The sequence below is a fragment of the Streptomyces sp. NPDC087300 genome (assembly GCF_044744425.1).
In the GTDB taxonomy this organism is placed as follows: domain Bacteria; phylum Actinomycetota; class Actinomycetes; order Streptomycetales; family Streptomycetaceae; genus Streptomyces.
Map to the genome: position 1 here is coordinate 74,979 of NZ_JBIUYI010000016.1, position 17,532 is coordinate 92,510.

The 17,532-nt window shown below is 73.5% G+C and carries 20 protein-coding genes; 9 read left to right on the forward strand and 11 right to left on the reverse strand.

Going from position 1 to position 17,532, the window contains the following annotated elements; genetic code table 11:
- The first annotated feature begins 48 nt into the window (after window positions 1-48).
- From ACIO9J_RS40790 to ACIO9J_RS40800, 3 genes are read left to right on the forward strand one after another with little or no spacing between them, the layout of a single operon-like run.
- Window positions 49-564: a hypothetical protein gene (locus ACIO9J_RS40790; protein ID WP_402010464.1), complete on the forward strand. Its 516-nt coding sequence runs from the start codon at window positions 49-51 to the stop codon at window positions 562-564.
- A gap of 4 nt (window positions 565-568) precedes the next feature.
- Window positions 569-3,229 (forward strand): ATP-binding cassette domain-containing protein, encoded by a 2,661-nt coding sequence (locus tag ACIO9J_RS40795; RefSeq protein WP_402010465.1) that lies wholly within the window; start codon window positions 569-571, stop codon window positions 3,227-3,229.
- Window positions 3,226-3,939 (forward strand): ATP-binding cassette domain-containing protein, encoded by a 714-nt coding sequence (locus ACIO9J_RS40800; protein ID WP_402010467.1) that lies wholly within the window; start codon window positions 3,226-3,228, stop codon window positions 3,937-3,939. Before ACIO9J_RS40795 ends, ACIO9J_RS40800 begins: the two co-directional genes overlap by 4 nt.
- Here the strand turns inward: ACIO9J_RS40800 and ACIO9J_RS40805 are convergent.
- Together ACIO9J_RS40805 and ACIO9J_RS40810 are read right to left on the reverse strand one after the other, a co-directional pair.
- Complete coding sequence (locus tag ACIO9J_RS40805) at window positions 3,914-4,531, reverse strand: transglycosylase family protein (protein WP_402010469.1); 618 nt, start codon at window positions 4,529-4,531, stop codon at window positions 3,914-3,916. The genes ACIO9J_RS40800 and ACIO9J_RS40805 overlap by 26 nt on opposite strands.
- A gap of 106 nt (window positions 4,532-4,637) precedes the next feature.
- On the reverse strand, window positions 4,638-5,258 hold the full coding sequence (locus ACIO9J_RS40810; protein WP_402010471.1) for a transglycosylase family protein: 621 nt from the start codon (window positions 5,256-5,258) through the stop codon (window positions 4,638-4,640).
- Window positions 5,259-5,785: 527 nt separating this feature from the next.
- Between ACIO9J_RS40810 and ACIO9J_RS40815 the strand changes: the two genes are divergently transcribed.
- Window positions 5,786-6,571 carry a hypothetical protein gene (locus tag ACIO9J_RS40815; protein WP_402010473.1) on the forward strand — a complete coding sequence of 262 codons (786 nt, stop codon included), beginning with the start codon at window positions 5,786-5,788 and terminating at the stop codon, window positions 6,569-6,571.
- A 176-nt stretch (window positions 6,572-6,747) separates the two neighbouring features.
- Window positions 6,748-7,065, forward strand: a complete 318-nt coding sequence (locus ACIO9J_RS40820; RefSeq protein WP_402010474.1) for a hypothetical protein — start codon at window positions 6,748-6,750, stop codon at window positions 7,063-7,065.
- A gap of 100 nt (window positions 7,066-7,165) precedes the next feature.
- Here the strand turns inward: ACIO9J_RS40820 and der are convergent, their stop codons facing one another.
- From der to ACIO9J_RS40850, 6 genes are all read right to left on the reverse strand, one after another.
- Window positions 7,166-8,644: a ribosome biogenesis GTPase Der gene (gene der, locus ACIO9J_RS40825; protein WP_402010475.1), complete on the reverse strand. Its 1,479-nt coding sequence runs from the start codon at window positions 8,642-8,644 to the stop codon at window positions 7,166-7,168.
- Between the two features lie 82 nt (window positions 8,645-8,726).
- Window positions 8,727-9,473, reverse strand: coding sequence for a lysophospholipid acyltransferase family protein (locus ACIO9J_RS40830; protein ID WP_402010477.1), 747 nt, complete (start codon window positions 9,471-9,473; stop codon window positions 8,727-8,729).
- Complete coding sequence (cmk, locus tag ACIO9J_RS40835; RefSeq protein WP_402010479.1) at window positions 9,431-10,126, reverse strand: (d)CMP kinase; 696 nt, start codon at window positions 10,124-10,126, stop codon at window positions 9,431-9,433. The genes ACIO9J_RS40830 and cmk overlap by 43 nt, the downstream gene beginning before the upstream one ends.
- A gap of 139 nt (window positions 10,127-10,265) precedes the next feature.
- Window positions 10,266-11,351, reverse strand: coding sequence for a prephenate dehydrogenase (locus ACIO9J_RS40840; protein ID WP_402010481.1), 1,086 nt, complete (start codon window positions 11,349-11,351; stop codon window positions 10,266-10,268).
- The gene (gene aroH, locus ACIO9J_RS40845) at window positions 11,348-11,710 is read right to left on the reverse strand and encodes a chorismate mutase (RefSeq protein ID WP_402010483.1); all 363 of its coding nucleotides are present in this window, start codon (window positions 11,708-11,710) and stop codon (window positions 11,348-11,350) included. Before aroH ends, ACIO9J_RS40840 begins: the two co-directional genes overlap by 4 nt.
- A gap of 131 nt (window positions 11,711-11,841) precedes the next feature.
- Window positions 11,842-12,333 carry a YidB family protein gene (locus ACIO9J_RS40850; RefSeq protein WP_402010544.1) on the reverse strand — a complete coding sequence of 164 codons (492 nt, stop codon included), beginning with the start codon at window positions 12,331-12,333 and terminating at the stop codon, window positions 11,842-11,844.
- 142 nt (window positions 12,334-12,475) lie between these two features.
- On the opposite strand from ACIO9J_RS40850, the gene ACIO9J_RS40855 reads away from it, so the two are divergent.
- From ACIO9J_RS40855 to ACIO9J_RS40870, 4 genes are read left to right on the forward strand one after another with little or no spacing between them, the layout of a single operon-like run.
- Window positions 12,476-13,165: a hypothetical protein gene (locus ACIO9J_RS40855; RefSeq protein ID WP_402010484.1), complete on the forward strand. Its 690-nt coding sequence runs from the start codon at window positions 12,476-12,478 to the stop codon at window positions 13,163-13,165.
- Between the two features lie 59 nt (window positions 13,166-13,224).
- Window positions 13,225-13,818, forward strand: a complete 594-nt coding sequence (locus ACIO9J_RS40860; RefSeq protein ID WP_402010486.1) for a DUF6529 family protein — start codon at window positions 13,225-13,227, stop codon at window positions 13,816-13,818.
- Window positions 13,815-14,297 (forward strand): Rieske (2Fe-2S) protein, encoded by a 483-nt coding sequence (locus ACIO9J_RS40865; protein WP_402010488.1) that lies wholly within the window; start codon window positions 13,815-13,817, stop codon window positions 14,295-14,297. Before ACIO9J_RS40860 ends, ACIO9J_RS40865 begins: the two co-directional genes overlap by 4 nt.
- Before the next feature lie 22 nt (window positions 14,298-14,319).
- Window positions 14,320-15,072 carry a DNA polymerase beta superfamily protein gene (locus tag ACIO9J_RS40870; RefSeq protein WP_402010490.1) on the forward strand — a complete coding sequence of 251 codons (753 nt, stop codon included), beginning with the start codon at window positions 14,320-14,322 and terminating at the stop codon, window positions 15,070-15,072.
- Here ACIO9J_RS40870 and ACIO9J_RS40875 read toward each other — a convergent pair.
- Genes ACIO9J_RS40875 through ACIO9J_RS40885 form a run of 3 tightly spaced genes read right to left on the reverse strand, consistent with a single transcriptional unit; the run spans window position 14,989 to window position 17,492 of the window.
- Complete coding sequence (locus tag ACIO9J_RS40875) at window positions 14,989-15,756, reverse strand: DNA polymerase beta superfamily protein (protein WP_402010491.1); 768 nt, start codon at window positions 15,754-15,756, stop codon at window positions 14,989-14,991. The genes ACIO9J_RS40870 and ACIO9J_RS40875 overlap by 84 nt on opposite strands.
- 3 nt (window positions 15,757-15,759) lie before the next feature.
- Window positions 15,760-16,761, reverse strand: a complete 1,002-nt coding sequence (locus ACIO9J_RS40880) for an ADP-ribosylglycohydrolase family protein (RefSeq protein ID WP_402010493.1) — start codon at window positions 16,759-16,761, stop codon at window positions 15,760-15,762.
- Window positions 16,758-17,492 (reverse strand): NUDIX hydrolase, encoded by a 735-nt coding sequence (locus ACIO9J_RS40885; protein ID WP_402010494.1) that lies wholly within the window; start codon window positions 17,490-17,492, stop codon window positions 16,758-16,760. The genes ACIO9J_RS40880 and ACIO9J_RS40885 overlap by 4 nt, the downstream gene beginning before the upstream one ends.
- Window positions 17,493-17,532: the final 40 nt, after the last annotated feature.

Genomic DNA, 17,532 nt, shown 5'->3' on the forward strand with positions numbered 1-17,532 from the left:
GACATGGACAGCCCATCGACGTGACTGACGTGTTCCCAGGGGGCCTCGATGCGGGTGGCTCGGACAGATCCGACGGCCGGCGCGTCCCGTTCGGCCCGGCTGCGCGCGGTGCACCCCGCCCTGTGGGCGGCCTTCGCGGCACTCGCGGCCGGTGCCGTGCTCTGTGTGATCGGCTGGTACGGCATCTCGGGGGAACGGTTCGCCGAACGGCAGTTGCCCTATCTCGCCTCGTGCACGGTGCCGGGCGCCGCGCTGATCATCGCGGGCACCGTCCTGTTCACCCACGGCAGGAGCACGCTGGCCGCGGCGCGCGTGGAGGAGCTGTACGGCCTCCTGGTGGCGGCGGAACCCCCGGCCGCGCCCTCGCCGGGGGCGCGGCACGCGGTGGCGACCAGCGACGACCTGCGGATGGTCCCCGGCGGCACGCTCTGGCACCGCGCGGACTGCCCCCTGGTCGCGGGCAAGCCAGGGGCGGTCCCCGCGGACGCCACGATCCTCGCGCGCGGCGGCCTCGACCCCTGTCCGATCTGCGAGCCCCCGGCCGACCCCGCCCCGGAGCGCTGACGCGGTGGCGTCCCTGAGCTACGACCTCACGCTGGCCGGGCTCTCGGTCGGCAGCGCGGCCGCCCTCACCGGCATCGGACTGATCGTCACCTACCGCGCGACCGGCGTCCTCAACTTCGCGCACGGCGCGATCGCGATGGTGTGCGCGTACGTCCTGCGCCAGTTCACGGCGGAGTGGCACTGGCCGCTCCCGCTGGCCGCCGCGGTCACCCTGCTCGTCGTCGCCCCGGCCATCGGCCTGCTCCTGGAACGCGCGGTCTTCCGCCCGCTCGCGGTGCGCGGCGGCGCCCAGGCGCAGACACTGGTCGCCTCCATCGGCGTCTTCATCCTGCTCGTCGGGGCCGCGGCACTGCTCTGGGGCCCGGGGGCCCGCGCGGACGCGCCGACCCTCCTGTCGGCGGACCCCTGGGCCCAGTTGGCGACGGCGGTGGCGCTCGCCGTCGCGGTGGGCGCGGTCACCCGCTGGACCCGCTTCGGCGGTGAACTGCGCGCCGTGGTCGACAACCGCCGCCTCGCCGTGCTCTCCGGCATCGACGCGGACCGGGTGGCCGCGGCGGGCTGGGCCTTCGGCTCCTTCTCCGCGGGCCTCACCGGCGTACTCCTCGCCCCTTACCTGCGCCTGGATCCGTACGGCATGCCGCTCCTGGTGATGGAGGTGCTCGCCGTGGCGGTGGCCGCGGGCATGCGCAGCCTGCCCGTCGCCGTCCTGGTGGCCCTCGGCCTGGGCGTGGCGCAGAGCCAGCTGACCCGGCTGCACCCGGCCGGCTGGCAGGAGCAACTCCTCCAGACGGCGGGCGCGAACCTGTTCGTCATCGCCCTGCTGGTCGCGGCCCTCGTCCTGCCCGGCATCGGCGCCCAGGACGCGCTCCCCCGCACGGCGACGGCCCGCGTCCCCACACCCCCCGGCGCCTGGATCGTGGCCACGGTCCTCTTCCTCATCCCGCTGGGCTTCGCGGGCTCGGACCTCACCACGTCCGTCCAGGTCCCCGCCCTCGCGGTGATCCTGCTCTCGCTGGTGATCGTGACGGGCAGGGGAGGCCAGATCTCCCTGGGCCAGGCCGCGTACGCGGGCCTCGGCGCGCTGTTCACCGCGCTCCTCACGGCGGGCCGCTTCCCCGGCGTCCCCGAACTCCCGCACCTCCCCGCCCTGGCGGTGGCGGTGCTCCTCGTGGCGCCGCTGGGCCTCCTGACCGGCTGGCCCGCGATCAGCAGACGCGGCCTGGCGCTGGCCCTCGCGACGTTCGCGGTGGGCGTGGGCGTCAGCCGCTTCGTCTTCGCGCAGCCGTACGCGACGTCGGGCCTGACCCTGGACCGCCCCGCGGGCTTCACCGGCGACCGCGCGTACTACGTCCTCGAACTCGCCCTGCTGACCGGCGCGTTGCTCCTGGTCACCGCCTTGCGCCGGGGCCGCACGGGCCGCGCGCTCGCGGCGATGCGGGACCACGAGGAGGGCGCGGCGGCGGCAGGGGTCCGGGTCCCCGCGCTCAAGCTGGCGGCCTTCGTCACCGGCGCGGCGCTCGCCGCGCTGGGCGGCGGGATGCTCGCCATGGGCCAACGGGCCTTCGACGCCGGGTCGTACGACCCGGTGCGCGGCCTCCTCTGGTTCGCGGCGGTCCTGGTCCTCGGCTCGGACAGCGTCCTCGGCGCGCTGGCCGCCGCGGCGCTCCTGGTCGGCCTGGACGCGGGCACCCGGGGCGGCGTGGCCGCGGCCCTCATCGGCCTCCTGGCCATCCTGATCGGCCGCTTCCCCGGCGGCCCCTACGAGGCCCTGCGCAAGGCGACCCGCGTCTTCCGCCGCACCCCGGCCCTGACGGCGAGGGGCGCGCACCTGCGCGACACGCTCCTGGCCACACGAGGCCCGGCACCCGTCACCGCCGAGGAGCGGAGTACCGGCGCGGGCGGGAGCACACTCCGCGGGCGCGAGCCACGGGACGGGGAGCCCGCGGACGCCTCCGTGGCCCCGCACCCGCGACGCGGGGAAGGCACGGCGCGAGCCCCTCTGACGGCCCATCACATCACCCTGGCCTACGACGGTTTCACCGCGCTGACCGATGTCTCCCTGACGGTCCCCCGGGGCCGCGTCACCGCGATCGTCGGCCCCAACGGAGCGGGCAAGAGCACCCTGTTCCACTGCCTGGCGGGAACGCTGCGCCCCGACTCCGGCAGCATCACGCTGGCGGCCAGGGACATCACCAGGCTCCCGGCCCACGCCCGCACCCGCCTGGGCATGGGCCGCACGTTCCAACAGCTCGCGGTCTTCCCGTCGTTGACGATCGAGGAGAACATCCGGGTGGCCGAGGACCAGACCCGGCGCCGCGCCGCCCCCGGGCCCCGCACCACCCTCGCCCTCCTCTCCCTGGAGGCCCTGCGCACCCACCCCGCGACGGAGCTCCCCACCGGCGCCCTCAGACGCACGGAACTGGCCAGGGCCCTGGCGGGCGCACCCCACACCCTGCTCCTGGACGAGCCGGCCGCGGGCCTGGACACCGCCGAAGTGGCCGCCCTTGCAACCCTGTTGCGCGCGCTCGCGGCCGACGGCACGGCGATCCTGGTGGTGGAGCACGACCTCGACCTGGTGGCGGACCTGGCCGACACCGTGCATGTGATGACGGCGGGCCGCATCGTCACCACGGGCCCGCCGGACCAGGTCCTGGCCACGTCATGAGGGGAGTCGAGCTCCGCGAGGCGCATGTCCACTACGGCCCCCTGGAGGCCCTCCACGGCATCACCCTCGCCGCCCCGGCCGCCGCCCTCACCGTCCTCCTCGGCCGCAACGGCTCGGGCCGCACCACGACCCTGCGCGCCCTCGCGGGCACCCTCCCCCTCACCCGGGGCAGCGTCGTACGGGACGGCAGGGACATCACGCACCGGCCTGCGCACGCGCGCGCCGCCGCCGGTCTCTGCTTCATCCCGGACCGGCAGACCGTGTTCGCCTCGCTCACCGTGCGCGAGAACCTCGAACTGGCCCATCCCGAGGGCGACTTCACCGAAGCCCTGGAGATCTACCCCGAGCTGCGCGCCCTGCTCCCGCGCCGGGCGGGCACCCTCTCCGGCGGCGAGCAGCGCATCCTCGCCCTGTCCAGGGCTCCCCTGTCGGGCGCCGGTGTGGTTCTCGTGGACGAGCCGACCCAGGGCATGTCGCCCGCCCTCGCGGCACGTACGTACGAGCTGCTCGACGCCCTGGACGCCTGCGTCGTCGTGGCGGAACAGCGGCTGCCGCCCGCCCTGCGCCCCGGCGGGGGCACAGGACGAACGGCGCTGGTGCACGAACTGCGCCGCGGCACCGTGGTGTTCAGCGGCGAACCGGGCGAGTTCGGCGGAACCGGCCCCGGCCCGTCACCGGCCGGGGTCAGCCCTTCTTGCCCCCGGGAATGACCAGCAGCGTCCCGGGATTGAGCCGGTCGGGAGAGCTTCCGATCATGCCGCGGTTGGCCTTGTAGAGCGCCTGCCAGCCGCCCTTGACCCGGTAGTGCCGGGCGATGGAGCTCAGTGTCTCCCCGGTCTTGACGGTGTGGACGCGCCGGTCGGCGCGCCCCTTGTCACGAGGCTTTTCGAACCGGTCGATCCGCACCTTCTTGGAGCAGACGGGCCAGGCCTCCCACCCCTGGGTGCGCAACACCGCCTCGGCGACCTTGATCTGCTCCGCCCTGGTGGCGAGGTCGGCGCGCGGCGCGTACTTGAGCCCGCCGTGCTCCTCCCAGGTGGGCTGCCAGAACTGGAGTCCGCCGTAGTAGTCGTTGCCGGTGTTCGCGTGCCAGCGCCCGCTGCTCTCGCACTCGGCGAGGCAGTGCCACGGACCCTTGGCCAGCGAACAGTCGTACGCCGCGGAAGCGGCCCCCGGCAGCGGCGGTGGCGGAGCCGCGGAAGCGGAGGTCCCCGGCAGTGCCACCGCTGCCAGGAGCGCGCCGAGCAGCAGGGACACGGACCGGGAACGCCTGGTCGGTTTCAGCTTCAGCTTCGGGTGCATCGGGTCACGCTAGGCGGCCTCACGACAGCCCCAGGGCGTGCCGCGCCGCCGCGGATGCGACCCCACCCGGTCGGCCGACCAGGCGCGATGCCGGATCTCGCGCGTCTCAGACGCGGATCCGCTGGCCCGGCACGATCATGTCGGGATCTCCGCCGATGACCGCCCTGTTCACCGCGTACACCCGCTGCCAACTGGTGCCGTGCCGGGCGGCGATGCGGCTGAGGGTGTCGCCCTGCCGCACGGTGTAGTTGCCGACGGCGCCCCGCGAGGCCCCCCGGTCGACCCGGTCGGGTGCCCGCTCGGCACGCCGCGGCAGGGCCTTGGGCGCGGGCTTGGCCGCCTTCGGCACCGGGGCCGCGGCGGACGGCGCGCTGCCGTACGCGCCCGCCCTGGCCGCACAGGTGGGCCAGGCACCCCAGCCCTGCGCGCGCTGCACCTTGGCGGCGACAGCGATCTGCTGCGCCTTGGACGCCCTGTCGGCGGTGGACGCGTAGGCCCCACCGCCGTACGCGCGCCAGGTACCGGCGGAGAACTGCAGCCCGCCGTAGTAGCCGTTCCCGGTGTTGGTCTGCCAGTTTCCGCCGCTCTCACACCGTGCGATGCGGTCCCACACTCCGCTGTCCGCCGCGCCGGCCTGGCCGGTCGCGGCGAGCAGTGCCAGCGGGGCGATCAGCGTCGCCCCTGCGATCACTGCCGTCTTGCGAATGCACTTGGGACGTGCGGACATGAATTTCCCTCTCGAAGGACCCGGGCTCCCCCTGGCCGTACGGGTCCCTCGCGCATCCGGCGCCTGGGGTCCCGTCCGGCCCCGACCGCCGGTGTCGGTGCTTGAGCTGGCTGGTGCGACCGGCGGACGTACCCGAGCGGTGCTCGCTGCACACGGCGGTGGAATCTAGGAGCCCTCTCGCCCCGCTATCAACCAACTCCTTGTCATTCCAGGCCAGTTGAGCGTTACCCGGGGTATCGGCGACTTTCGGCCACCCACTTCATTCGTGGATTTCGGCATTTGTCGACCAGTTGACCCGGTGATCTGTGACCCACCTCACCGGCCGAAGTTCTGTGCACCCAGCACGTGTTGGCGCGGAGTGACAGATTCCGCCGCCCGGCTCACCCTCCGCTGCGGATGGTTCGATTCCGTTCGCTTCCGTGCGTGACTTGCGCCACTGATCCACCGTTGTCTTCTTATGAGCCGGGCACCGCCCGGCCGTCACACCCATCCCACGCACCCCAATGTGATGATCGCGAGGAGCCACCGTGCCGCGCATGCTCGACGTCAGCGACGACGTACGCGCCGAGATCGGCGACGAAGAAGCCGACCGGCTGCTCGCCGGAGACAACACCCCCGGCAGTTACGACTGCACTTCCTGCCGCACCCCAGGCGACGCGGAGCAGGAGCGCACCAGCACCGTCCTGTTCGTCGGCGACGAGACCGCCGTGCTCGCCTTCGCCCACGCCACCTGCCTGCCCTCCCAGATCGTCGCGGTCTCCGAGGAGCAGTTGCAGGGCGCCGTGCGGTCGATCACCGGTGAGGACGGCGAAGGCGCCGCCGACGTCGTCCCCGACCAGGCCGTACTCGGCGTGACCAGCGGCCTCGTCCTGATCGACGGCGAGCTGCGGCCCGCCCTCGTCGTCGAACCGACGGGCCCCATCTCCCGCCCCGGCACCGCGCCGGGCACCGGCCGCGGCGACGACTTCCTGCCGCTCCTGATCGAGCAGGGCTTCATGCCGGTGACCTCGCTCGACGGCGTACCGCCCGCGCTGCCCGGCTGGTCCGTGCTGCTCGCCATGGGCCAGCTGCACGCCATCCTCCAGCCCGGCACCAACGGCTCCCCCGTCGCCTGGTGGCAGGCGCACCACCCGCTCCAGGTCACCGAGGCCTGGCGGGCCGCGGCCAACAAGACGCAGACCGTGCTGCTCTTCGCCGCCCCGGTCGGCGTGATCGGCCGCCAGCCGCGCGAGGACCTGCTGCGCGACGCCCTGGACAAGGCCGCGGCGCACGGCCAGTTGGTCGCCAGCGCGATGCCGCTCGCCGGAACCTGACGGTCCGGCCTCCCGCGGGGGCCGCGTCGCCGACCCGAATGCGCCGGTCACACCCCCACCGGTCCGGGAAAGCGGCGCGGCCCCCGCATCTGTCTGCCGGTCGTTTCGTTGGCACAGACGTGCACACATACGACCCCTCACGCCCCCGGCCCGTGTACCAGAACCCGATCCCGTCCATGCGCACGGCGCAGGACACATCGGGCGACCACTCGGCCACGCCGATCTACGACACGCTGTACTCGGAGTACCTCAGGGCCTTCAGGGCGCTGCCGGGCGACCGGACCGGCGAGGAGGACCTCGGGTTCACGGCCTTCGGCTCGGGGCCGTACGGCATCCAGCACCGCGGCCACGACCCTCGGCACGACGCCCGCGCCTTCGGCCAGTTCCAGGTCGCCCGCTACGGCCAGCACGACCACCACGCGACGCACCACCACGCGACGGGCCACCACCAGTTCCCCGCCGCACTGCCGCCCGGCCCGCGCCGCGAGCACTGAGCACGGAGCCCGGGAGCACAGCGAACAGAGAAATGCCCGGCCTTCCCACCGAGGGGAAGCCGGGCATTCGCCTGTTCTCCTGCTGCTGCTACTTCTACTGCTACTTCTTGCGGCCGCGCTTCTCGCGGACCCGCACCGAGATGTGGATCGGCGTGCCGTCGAAGCCGAACTCCTCGCGCAGCCGGCGCTCGAGGAAGCGGCGGTAGCCCGCCTCGATGAAGCCGGAGGCGAAGAAGACGAACCGCGGCGGCTTCGTGCCGGCCTGGGTGCCGAAGAGGATGCGGGGCTGCTTGCCACCGCGCACCGGGTGCGGGTGCGAGGCGACGATCTCGCCGAGGAACGCGTTCAGACGCCCGGTCGGCACGCGCGTCTCCCAGCCCGCGATGGCCGTCTCGATCGCCGGGACGAGCTTCTCCATGTGCCGCCCGGTGGCCGCGGAGACGTTGACCCGCGGCGCCCAGGCCACCTGGGCGAGCTCGGTCTCGATCTCCCGCTCCAGGTAGTAGCGGCGCTCTTCGTCGAGGGTGTCCCACTTGTTGTACGCCACGACGATCGCGCGGCCCGCCTCGACGGCCATCGTCACGATGCGCTGGTCCTGGACCGAGATGGTCTCGGAGGCGTCGATGAGGATCACCGCGACCTCCGCCTTCTCGACGGCGGCGGCGGTGCGCAGCGAGGCGTAGTAGTCGGCGCCCTGCTGGAGGTGGACGCGCTTGCGGATGCCCGCCGTGTCGACGAACTTCCAGGTGATGCCGCCCAGCTCGATGAGCTCGTCGACCGGGTCTCGGGTGGTGCCCGCCAGCTCGTTGACCACGACGCGGTCCTCGTTGGCCACCTTGTTCAGGAGCGAGGACTTGCCGACGTTCGGACGGCCGATGAGCGCGATGCGGCGGGGGCCGCCGATGCCCGCGCCGAAGGTCTGCGCGGGCGCCTCGGGCAGTGCTTCGAGGACGGCGTCGAGCATGTCGCCGGTGCCGCGGCCGTGCAGCGAGGAGACCGGGTGCGGCTCGCCGATGCCCAGGGCCCACAGGGCGGTGGCGTCGGCCTCGCCGGACTGGCCGTCGACCTTGTTGGCGCAGAGCACGACCGGCTTGTTGGCCTTGCGCAGCAGGCGTACGACCGCCTCGTCGGTGTCGGTGACGCCGACCGTGGAGTCGACGACGAAGACGACGGCGTCCGCGGTCTCGATCGCGTACTCGGCCTGGGCGGCCACCGAGGCGTCGATGCCGAGGACGTCCTGCTCCCAGCCGCCGGTGTCGACGACCTTGAAGCGGCGGCCCGCCCACTCCGCCTCATAGGTGACGCGGTCGCGGGTGACGCCCGGCTTGTCCTCCACGACGGCCTCGCGGCGGCCGATGATGCGGTTCACCAGGGTCGACTTGCCGACGTTGGGGCGGCCGACGATGGCGAGGACGGGCAGCGGGCCGTGGCCCGCCTCCTCGATGGCGCCCTCGACGTCCTCGATGTCGAAGCCCTCTTCGGCGGCGAGCTCCATGAACTGTGCGTACTCGGCGTCGCCGAGCGCCCCGTGGTCGTGCTCGGCGAAGCCGTCGCCCTCGGGCTGTGTCTGGTCGTTCATGAAGTCCGTACCTCGTCGTTCATCGTGGTGATCGGTGCGCCGCACCGCGTATCGGTCCTGCGCACTACTTGATAAGTCTCGCTCAGCGCCCGGTCAGGCGCCTGGCGTTTTCCAGGTGGCCGGTGAGCCGCTCCTGGATGCGCACGGTCGCCTCGTCCAGCGCCTTGCGCGTGCGCCGCCCGCTGCCGTCGCCCGCTTCGAAGGGGTCTCCGAAGACGACGTCGACCCGGCTGCGCAGCGGGGGCAGCTGCTTTATCAGCCGTCCGCGCTTCTCCGTGCTGCCGAGCACGGCGACCGGGACGATCGGCGCTCCGCCGCGTACCGCGAAGTACGCGAGGCCCGCGCGCAGCGAGGCGAAGTCGCCCTCGCCCCTGGTGCCCTCGGGGAAGATCCCGAGGACGCCGCCGTCCGAGAGGACGCCCAGGGCCCTGGTGATGGCGGTGCGGTCGGCGATCGACCGGTCCACCTCGACCTGGCCGATGCCGTGCAGGAAGGAGCCGAGCGGTCCGATGAACGCTTCCTTCTTGATCAGGAAGTGCGTCGGCCGGGGCGCCACGCCCATGACCATCGGGCCGTCGACGTTGTGCGAGTGGTTCACGGCCAGGATCACCGGGCCGGTGGCGGGGACCCGCCAGGCGCCGAGCACCCGCGGCTTCCACAGCCCGTACATGAGGCCGACGCCGATCCGGCGGCCGACCTCCGCACCGCGCTCGGAAGCACCGCGCTCGGAAGCGCCGCGCTCGGCAGCACCCCGGTCGGCGCCGCCCCGGCCTGCGGGAGCCTCGCTCACTTCGCCGCCCGCTTCTCCCCGACGAGGGTGACGACACACTCGATGACCTGCTGGAGCGTGAGCTCGGTGGTGTCGACCTCGACGGCGTCGTCGGCCTTGGCCAGCGGGGACGTCTTGCGGCTGGAGTCGGCCGCGTCCCGCTTGATCAGGGCCTCCTGGGTCGCCTTGACGTCGGCGCCCTTGAGCTCGCCGGAGCGGCGGGCGGCGCGCGCCTCGGGCGACGCGGTCAGGAAGATCTTCAGGTCGGCGTCGGGCAGCACGGTCGTACCGATGTCCCGGCCCTCGACGACGATCCCCAGCTCGGCGGAGCCCGCGATGGAGCGCTGCAGCTCGGTGATGCGGGTGCGCACCTCGGGCACCGCGCTGACGGCGCTGACCTTGGAGGTGACCTCGGTGGTCCGGATCGGGCCCGCGACGTCCGTGCCGTCGACCGAGATGGTCGGCGCGGCCGGGTCGGTGCCGGAGACGATCTCGGGCTTGCCCGCGACGGCGGCGATGGCGCTCGGGTCGGTGAGGTCGATGCCGTTGTGCACCATCCACCAGGTGATCGCCCGGTACTGGGCGCCGGTGTCCAGGTAGCTGAGGCCGAGCTGGGCGGCGACGGCCTTCGAGGTGCTCGACTTGCCCGTGCCGGAGGGCCCGTCGATGGCGACGATCACGGCTGCCGGGGCGGCGGTTGCTGCGGTTTCCACGGGGAGCGGACACCTTTCGCAGTACTCGGAGCGGGGAAGCGGGGCGCGAACACGCCCCGCACAAGGTTACTGGCTCGCACACACTGCCCTTGCAGCCCCCGCGCACCGGCCCTCGCGGCCCCCGGGCCGCCCGCCGCCGCTACTGCCGGATCGACCAGCCGCGCTCCCGCAGCGCCGCGCTCAGCACGGGCGCCGCCTTCGGCTCGACCATCAGCTGGACCAGGCCGGCCTGCTGTCCCGTGGCGTGCTCGATGCGCACGTCCTCGATGTTGACGCCCGCCAGGTCCGCGTCGGCGAAGATCCGGGCCAGCTGGCCCGCCTTGTCGTCGATGAGCACCGCGACGACCTCGTACGAGGCCGGGGCAGCGCCGTGCTTGCCGGGCACCCGGGTCTGGCCCGCGTTGCCGCGCCGCAGCACGTTCTCGACGCCCGCCACGCCCTCGGTGCGCTGCGTCTCGTCGGCGGACTGGAGCGCGCGCAGTGCCGCCACCGTGTCGTCCAGGTCGGTGGCGACGGCGGCGAGCAGGTCGGCGACCGGGCCCGGGTTGGCGGAGAGGATGTCGATCCACATGCGCGGGTCGGACGCGGCGATCCGCGTCACGTCCCTGATGCCCTGGCCGCAGAGCCGTACGGCGGTCTCGTCGGCGTGTTCGAGGCGGGCCGCGACCATGCTGGAGACCAGGTGCGGCATGTGCGAGACGAGGGCGACCGCGCGGTCGTGGGCGTCGGCGTCCATGACGACGGGGACGGCGCGGCAGAGCGCGACGAGCTCCAGGGCGAGGTTGAGGACCTCGGTGTCGGTGTCCCTGGTCGGCGTGAGCACCCAGGGCCGACCCTCGAAGAGGTCGGCGGTGGCGGCGAGCGGGCCGCTGCGCTCCCGGCCCGACATGGGGTGCGTGCCGATGTACGGGGTGAGGTCGAGGCCCAGCGCCTCCAGGTCGCGGCGGGGGCCGCCCTTGACGCTGGCCACGTCGAGGTAGGCGCGCGCGGCGCCGCGCCGCATCACGTCGGCCAGGGTCGCCGCGACGTGCGCGGGCGGCACGGCGACGACGCACAGGTCGACGGGCCCGGCGGGCGCCTCGTCGGTGCCCGCGCCGAGCGCGGCCGCGGTGCGGGCCTGGGCCTGGTCGTGGTCGGCGAGGTGGACGGTGACACCGCGGGACACGAGGGCGAGGGCGGCTGAGGTGCCGATCAGGCCGGTGCCGATGACGAGGGCGGTTCTCACTGGGCGATGTCCTTGCGGAGTGCGGCGGCGGTGCCGAGGTAGACGTGGGCGACCTCGGAGCGCGGCCGGTCGGTGTCGATGTGCGCGAGGACCCGGACCACGCGGGGCATGGCCCCCTCGATGTCCAGCTCCTGGGCGCAGATCAGCGGTACGTCCACGATGCCGAGGCCGCGCGCGGCGGCCGCGGGGAAGTCGCAGTGCAGATCGGGCGTGGCCGTGAACCAGATGCTGATCAGGTCCTCCTGGGTCAGCCCGTTCCGCTCGAGGACGGCGGTGAGCAGCGCGCTGACCTGCTCGGCCATGTGCCCGGCCTCGTCCCGTTCCAGTTGGACGGCGCCCCGGACCGCTCGTACCGCCACAGTGCTGCTCCTCGCTCGCGTGCCGACGGCTTCCGCCGCCGCCTTCGTACGACAAGCGTAGTCAGCGCCCGGCACAGGAGTGCGCGGCGCCCGTCTGCCGAGACGGACGCCGCGCACCATACCGGGGTGGGTCAGAGCTGCTGCTGCTTGATCAGGTCCTCCAGCGAGCCGGAGGGCACCTGGCCCTCGGGCGTCAGCTTGTCGACGGCCTGCGGCAGCACCTGAGCGATCTCGTTCGCGGCCTGCTCAGGAGAGACTCCGGCCTCCTCGGCGACCTGGCGGAGGGTGTCGTCCGGCAGGGCGTCGCGCACCTGGGCGCCGGAGACGTCCTTGTTCTCGCCGGTGCCGACCCAGGACTGGGCCTGGTCGGCGAGTCCGGCCTTGGTCAGCCCCTCCAGGAGGCCGGAGAGCGGGTTGCTCCCGCCCGCGCCGCCGCCCTTGCTCATCAGGGCGCCGAGCAGCGCGGCGAGGATGTTGCCGCCACCGCCACCGCCGGACGAGCCGCCGCCCTGCTGGCCGCCGCCGAGGAGACCGCCGAGAAGGCTGCCGAGATCGTTACCCGCCATGGTCGTGCCTTTCGAGTGAGTGGCCGGGCCCGCGCCGGGTGCGCGGCGGGGCCTCAGACCCTGCCAATGTCACCCGAATCGCCCCCTGTCGCCACTTGGGCCGATTGGGGGTCGTTTCGCTACGGACTGGCTATGGACGCGGACGGGCGGGTCCGCTTGCATGGAAGGGCCGGCAGGCACAGCGCCTCGGGGGGCTCGTATGAAGCGCTCAGGACCTCTGTACACCCTTCTCGCCGGGCTGCTGCTCGCCCTGTTCATGCTGTCGCTCAACGCGACGACGGGGACGGGCAGTTCGTCGTACGGAGGGGACGCGCCCGGCACCGCGGCCTCCTCCCCCGCGACGGGCCAGGGGAAGCCCTCCCCGACGCCGACGAAGAGCCCGACCCCGTCGAAGAGCCCGTCGAAGAGCCCCGACGAGAAGCCACCGCCCAACGCCGACTACGCGGGCCGCACCGACGACGACACCTCGGCCGTCTCCCTCTCGCTGCGCGACGGCAAGGCCATCGCGTACTACTGCGACGGCCGCGACACCGAGTCCTGGCTGAAGGGCGACGTCGAGGACGACGGGTCGATGCGCCTGACCGGCAAGCACGGCGCGAAGCTGACCGGGCAGCTCACCGGCAAGCGGGTCCGCGGCACGGTCGACGCCACCGACGGACGCCACGCGTTCACCGCCGCCAAGGCCGTCAAGCCGTCCGGCCTCTACCGGGCCACCACCGAGGTGCGCGGCGCCAAGCTCGACGGCGGCTGGATCGTCCTGCCGGACGGCAGTCAGGTCGGCATCGTCAAGCGCGACGGCAAGCCCGCGAAGGCCCCGCGGCTCGACCCGCGCACCGGCACCGCACGGGTCGACGGCGACGTCGTCACCGCCCGCCCCGTCACGCCGTAGAGCCGCCCGTCCGCCCCGCCGCCGGGCGTCCGTACCACTCACGCCGAGAGGGAGCCCTCATGAGCGTCGACCCCAACGCCCCCACCCAGGGCGGCTTCCCCGTGCCCCCGGGCGCGGGCGAGCACCGCAGGCCGGGCGCCGCCCGCTATCTGGTGCCCGCGCTGTTCGCGGCGGCCGTCGCGGTGGGCCTCGGGGCGTACGGCAAGGTCCACGACCCGGCGGGCACCGCCTTCAACCTCGCGGGGTTCAGCAGCACGAGCGCCGTCAAGTCCTGGCTGGCCACGACGGCGTTCGCCTTCGCGCTGGTGCAGGTCGTCTCGGCCCTGATGCTGTACGGCAGGATCCCGGGGCCCTCCTGGTCGGCGGCCCTGCACCGCTGGTCGGGCCGGATCGCGTTCCTGATCGCCGTCCCCGTGGCGGTGCACTGCCTCTACGCGCTCGGCTACCAGACGTACTCGACCCGCGTGATGTGGCACTCGCTGCTCGGCTGCTTCTTCTTCGGCGCGTTCAGCGCCAAGATGCTGCTGCTCCGCTCGCAGCGGCTGCCCGGCTGGCTGCTCCCGGTGGTCGCGGGCGTGGTGTTCGTGACGCTCACGGTGCTCTGGCTGACGTCGGCGCTCTGGTTCTTCCGCACGGTCGGGGTCACGACGTGAGCGGCGCGGGGCGGGCGTCGCGCCGTGCGGTGATCGTGGCGGGCGCGGGCGCGCTCGCGGCGGGGTGCAGCAAGTACGGCGACGAGGGTGCGGAGCCGGAGGCGTCGGAGCCCGCGGCATCCTCGGTGTCCCCGTCCGGTTCCGCCCCGGGCGGGAAGTCCTCCGCGCCCGGGTCCGCGAAGCCGCCCGCGGGCCCCGAGCTGGCGAAGACCTCCGACATCCCGGTCGGCGGCGGCAAGGTCGTCAAGGACGAGAAGGTCGTGGTCACCCAGCCGGTGAGCGGCGAGTTCAAGGCCTTCTCCGCGGTCTGCACCCACCAGGGCTGCACGGTCTCCGAGGTCGCGGACGGCACGATCAACTGCCCCTGCCACGGCAGCAAGTACCGCGTGGCCGACGCCTCGGTCGCCGACGGACCCGCGCCGCGCCCGCTGCCCCCTCGGAAGATCACCGTCACCGGAAATTCGATCACGCTCGGCTAGCCGCTCCCCGTACGCTCCCGGCATGCACCCTCAGGACCTGGTACGCGACCACACGGTCTACTCCTGCGTGATGGGCTCGCGCGCCTTCGGCCTGGCCACGGAGGGCAGCGACACCGACCGCAGGGGCGTCTTCCTGGCCCCCACGCCGCTGTTCTGGCGCTTCGAGAAGCCGCCGACGCATGTGGAAGGGCCCGCCGACGAACAGTTCGGCTGGGAGCTGGAGCGGTTCTGCGAGCTCGCGCTGCGCGCCAATCCGAACGTCCTCGAATGCCTGCACTCCCCGCTCGTGGAGCGGCTCACGGACACCGGCCGCGAACTGCTCGCCCTGCGCGAGGCGTTCCTCTCCCGCCAGGCCCACGACACCTTCGCCCGCTACGCGCTCGGCCAGCGCAAGAAGCTCGACGCCGACGTCCGCACGCACGGCGCCCCGCGCTGGAAGCACGCGATGCACCTGCTGCGCCTGCTGATCTCCTGCCGCGACCTGCTGCGCACCGGCGAGCTGACGATCGACGTCGGCGACCGGCGCGAGGAGCTGCTCGCGGTGAAGCGCGGCGAACTCGGCTGGCCGGAGGTCGAGTCCTGGATGAACCGGCTGGCCGCCGAGGCCGACGAGGCGGCGGCACACAGCCCGCTGCCCGCCGGGCCCGACCGGCGGCGCGTCGAGGACTTCCTCTTCCGTACGCGGCGGGCGTCAGCCCTCGGCTCCGCGCAGCCGCACCCGGACGACGAGGTCGTGCAGGGCACCGTGGGCGGAGTGCGTCCCGGGCAGGACTGAGCCGGCCTGCGCCTCGTCGAGGACGGCGTGCAGGCGCTCCACTTCGGCGGCCACGCGCGCGTGGTCCACGTCGGCGCGCCCGTGCTCCGCGGCGCGCTTGGCGTCGATGAGCTCGGGCAGCCGGTCCGGCGCCTGCGCCACCTCGCCCACCAGCGTGGGCAGATCGGCGACCACCTGGCCGCTGCGCATCAGATGGATGCCGGTGAGCAGCACCCGGTACGTGTAGAGCAGCGGCTTGAGCTCGCCGTTCTTCTCGAAGAGCCGCCACTGCGTCCTGGCGAACCCCCGGTAGTGGTGGGCGTGGTGGCTGGTGAGGACGGCCGGCGCGAGCGCGACGAGCTCCGCGTGCGCCTCGCTGGTGTGCACCATCAGGGGCGAGAGCAGCTGCTCCAGGACGTAGCCGTTGTGCCGCAGCATCAGCCGCGCGAACTTGCGCAGGTCGTGCGTGACCAGGTCCATCTCGACCCCGTCGCTCAGCCACATCCGTGACCTGGTCTCGTCCGGCTCGCGCAGCCCCACCAGGTCGGCCACCGGCAGCAGGTGCACGCCGCGCAGGTCGACGTCCGAGTCACGGGACGGAAAGCCGTACAGATGCGCGCCGGAGACCGTCGCGAAGAGCAGCGGGTCGGCCTGCTCGGCGACGACGGATTCCAGGTCGACGGCGAGGCCGAGATCAGCGTTCATGACTCAGGAATCCCAGAGCGCGCCGAACGCGCGCAGCTCGTCCCGGTGTTCGATACGGGCCGTCCACGCGGCGGGCCAGGCGTCCGCCCCGAGGTGGGCGCCCGCGAAGGCCCCGGCCAGGCAGGCGATCGAGTCCGAGTCGCCGGACGTGCAGGCGGCCCTGCGCAGCGCGGTGACCGGCTCGTCGACGAACAGCAGGAAGCACAGCAGGCCGGTGGCGAACGCCTCCTCGGCGATCCAGCCCGCGCCGGTGGCCAGGCACGGGTCGGTCTCGGGCGAGGGCGAGCGCAGCGCGTCCCTGACCCGCTCCAGGACCCCGAGGCACTCGTCCCAGCCCTGCGCGATGAACGCCCCCGGCGTCGGCGCCTCGCCCCGCCGCCACAGCTCGCCGAGCCAGCGCTCGTGGTACGTCTCGCGGTTCTCGTACGCGTAGGAGCGAAGGAGCCCGACGAGGCCGGTCGGCTCGACGCCCTCGGCGAGCAGCCGGACGGCGTGCGCGGTGAGGTCGGAGGCCGCGAGCGCGGTGGGGTGGCCGTGGGTGAGCGCGGACTGCAACTGGGCGGCGCCCGCCCGCTGTTCGTCGCTGAGCCCCTGCGCGAGCCCGACGGGCGCGACGCGCATGTTGGCGCCGCAGCCCTTGGAGTGCACCTGGCTGGCCTGCTCCCAGGGCCTGCCGTCCTTGAGGAGGTTGCAGGCCCGCAGGCAGGTGTTGCCGGGCGCGCGGTTGTTGTCCGGCGACTGGTACCAGTCCACGAACTCCTCGCGCAGGGGCCGCTCCAGACGCTTGGGGCCGAGCATCCCCCGGTCCATGGCGGTGCGCAGCGCGCGGGCCAGCGCCAGCGTCATCTGGGTGTCGTCCGTGATGAAGGCCGGGCTCGGCAGCTCCATCTCGCGCCAGGGGCCGCACTTGGTGAGGATGGACGGCACGTCGTTGAACTCGGTCGGGAAGCCCAGCGCGTCCCCGAGGGCGAGCCCGAGCAGGGATCCGGTGGCGGCGCGCTTCATGAGGAGGTTCCTTCCGGGACGGGGCGGAGCAGCGGCGGGTGCAGGGCGCTGGCGGTGCCCGCCCTGAAGAGCGCGGCGGGCTTGCCGCGGCCGCCGGTCAGCCGTGCCGCGCCGGGGATCGCCTCGACGAGCCCGGCGGTGCCGACGACCTTGCGGCGGAAGTTGGCGGGGTCGAGTTCGGCGCCCCAGACCGCTTCGTAGACCTGCCGCAGCTCGCCGAGGGTGAACTGGGGCGCGCAGAAGGCGGTGGCCAGGCCGGTGTACTCGAGCTTGCCGCCGACCCGGTCGTGGGCGTCGGCGAGGATCCGGTCGTGGTCGAAGGCGAGCGGCCGGTAGGTCGCCGGGGTGTAGGGCAGCCAGGCCGCGCGGGCCGCGTCACCGCCGCCCCGGGCCTCGGGCGGATCGGGCACCAGCGCGGCGAACGCGACGGAGACGACCCGCATGCGCGGATCGCGGCCCGGCTCGCTGTAGGTGCGCACCTGTTCCAGATGGAGCCCGCTGACGTCCGCGAGCCCGGTCTCCTCGGCGAGCTCGCGCGCGGCGGCCCGCTCCGCGGACTCGTCGGGCTGCACGAAGCCGCCGGGCAGCGCCCAGCGCCCCGCGTACGGCTCCTGGCCGCGCTCGACGAGCAGCACGTGCAGCGCGCCGTCGCGGATGGTGAACACCGCCAGGTCGACGGTGACGGCGAACGGCTCGTAGGCGTGTTTGTCGTAGGTCCCGGACACGGACATGCCCGCCCACCCCCTTAATAGTCGTTACGACTATAAAGAG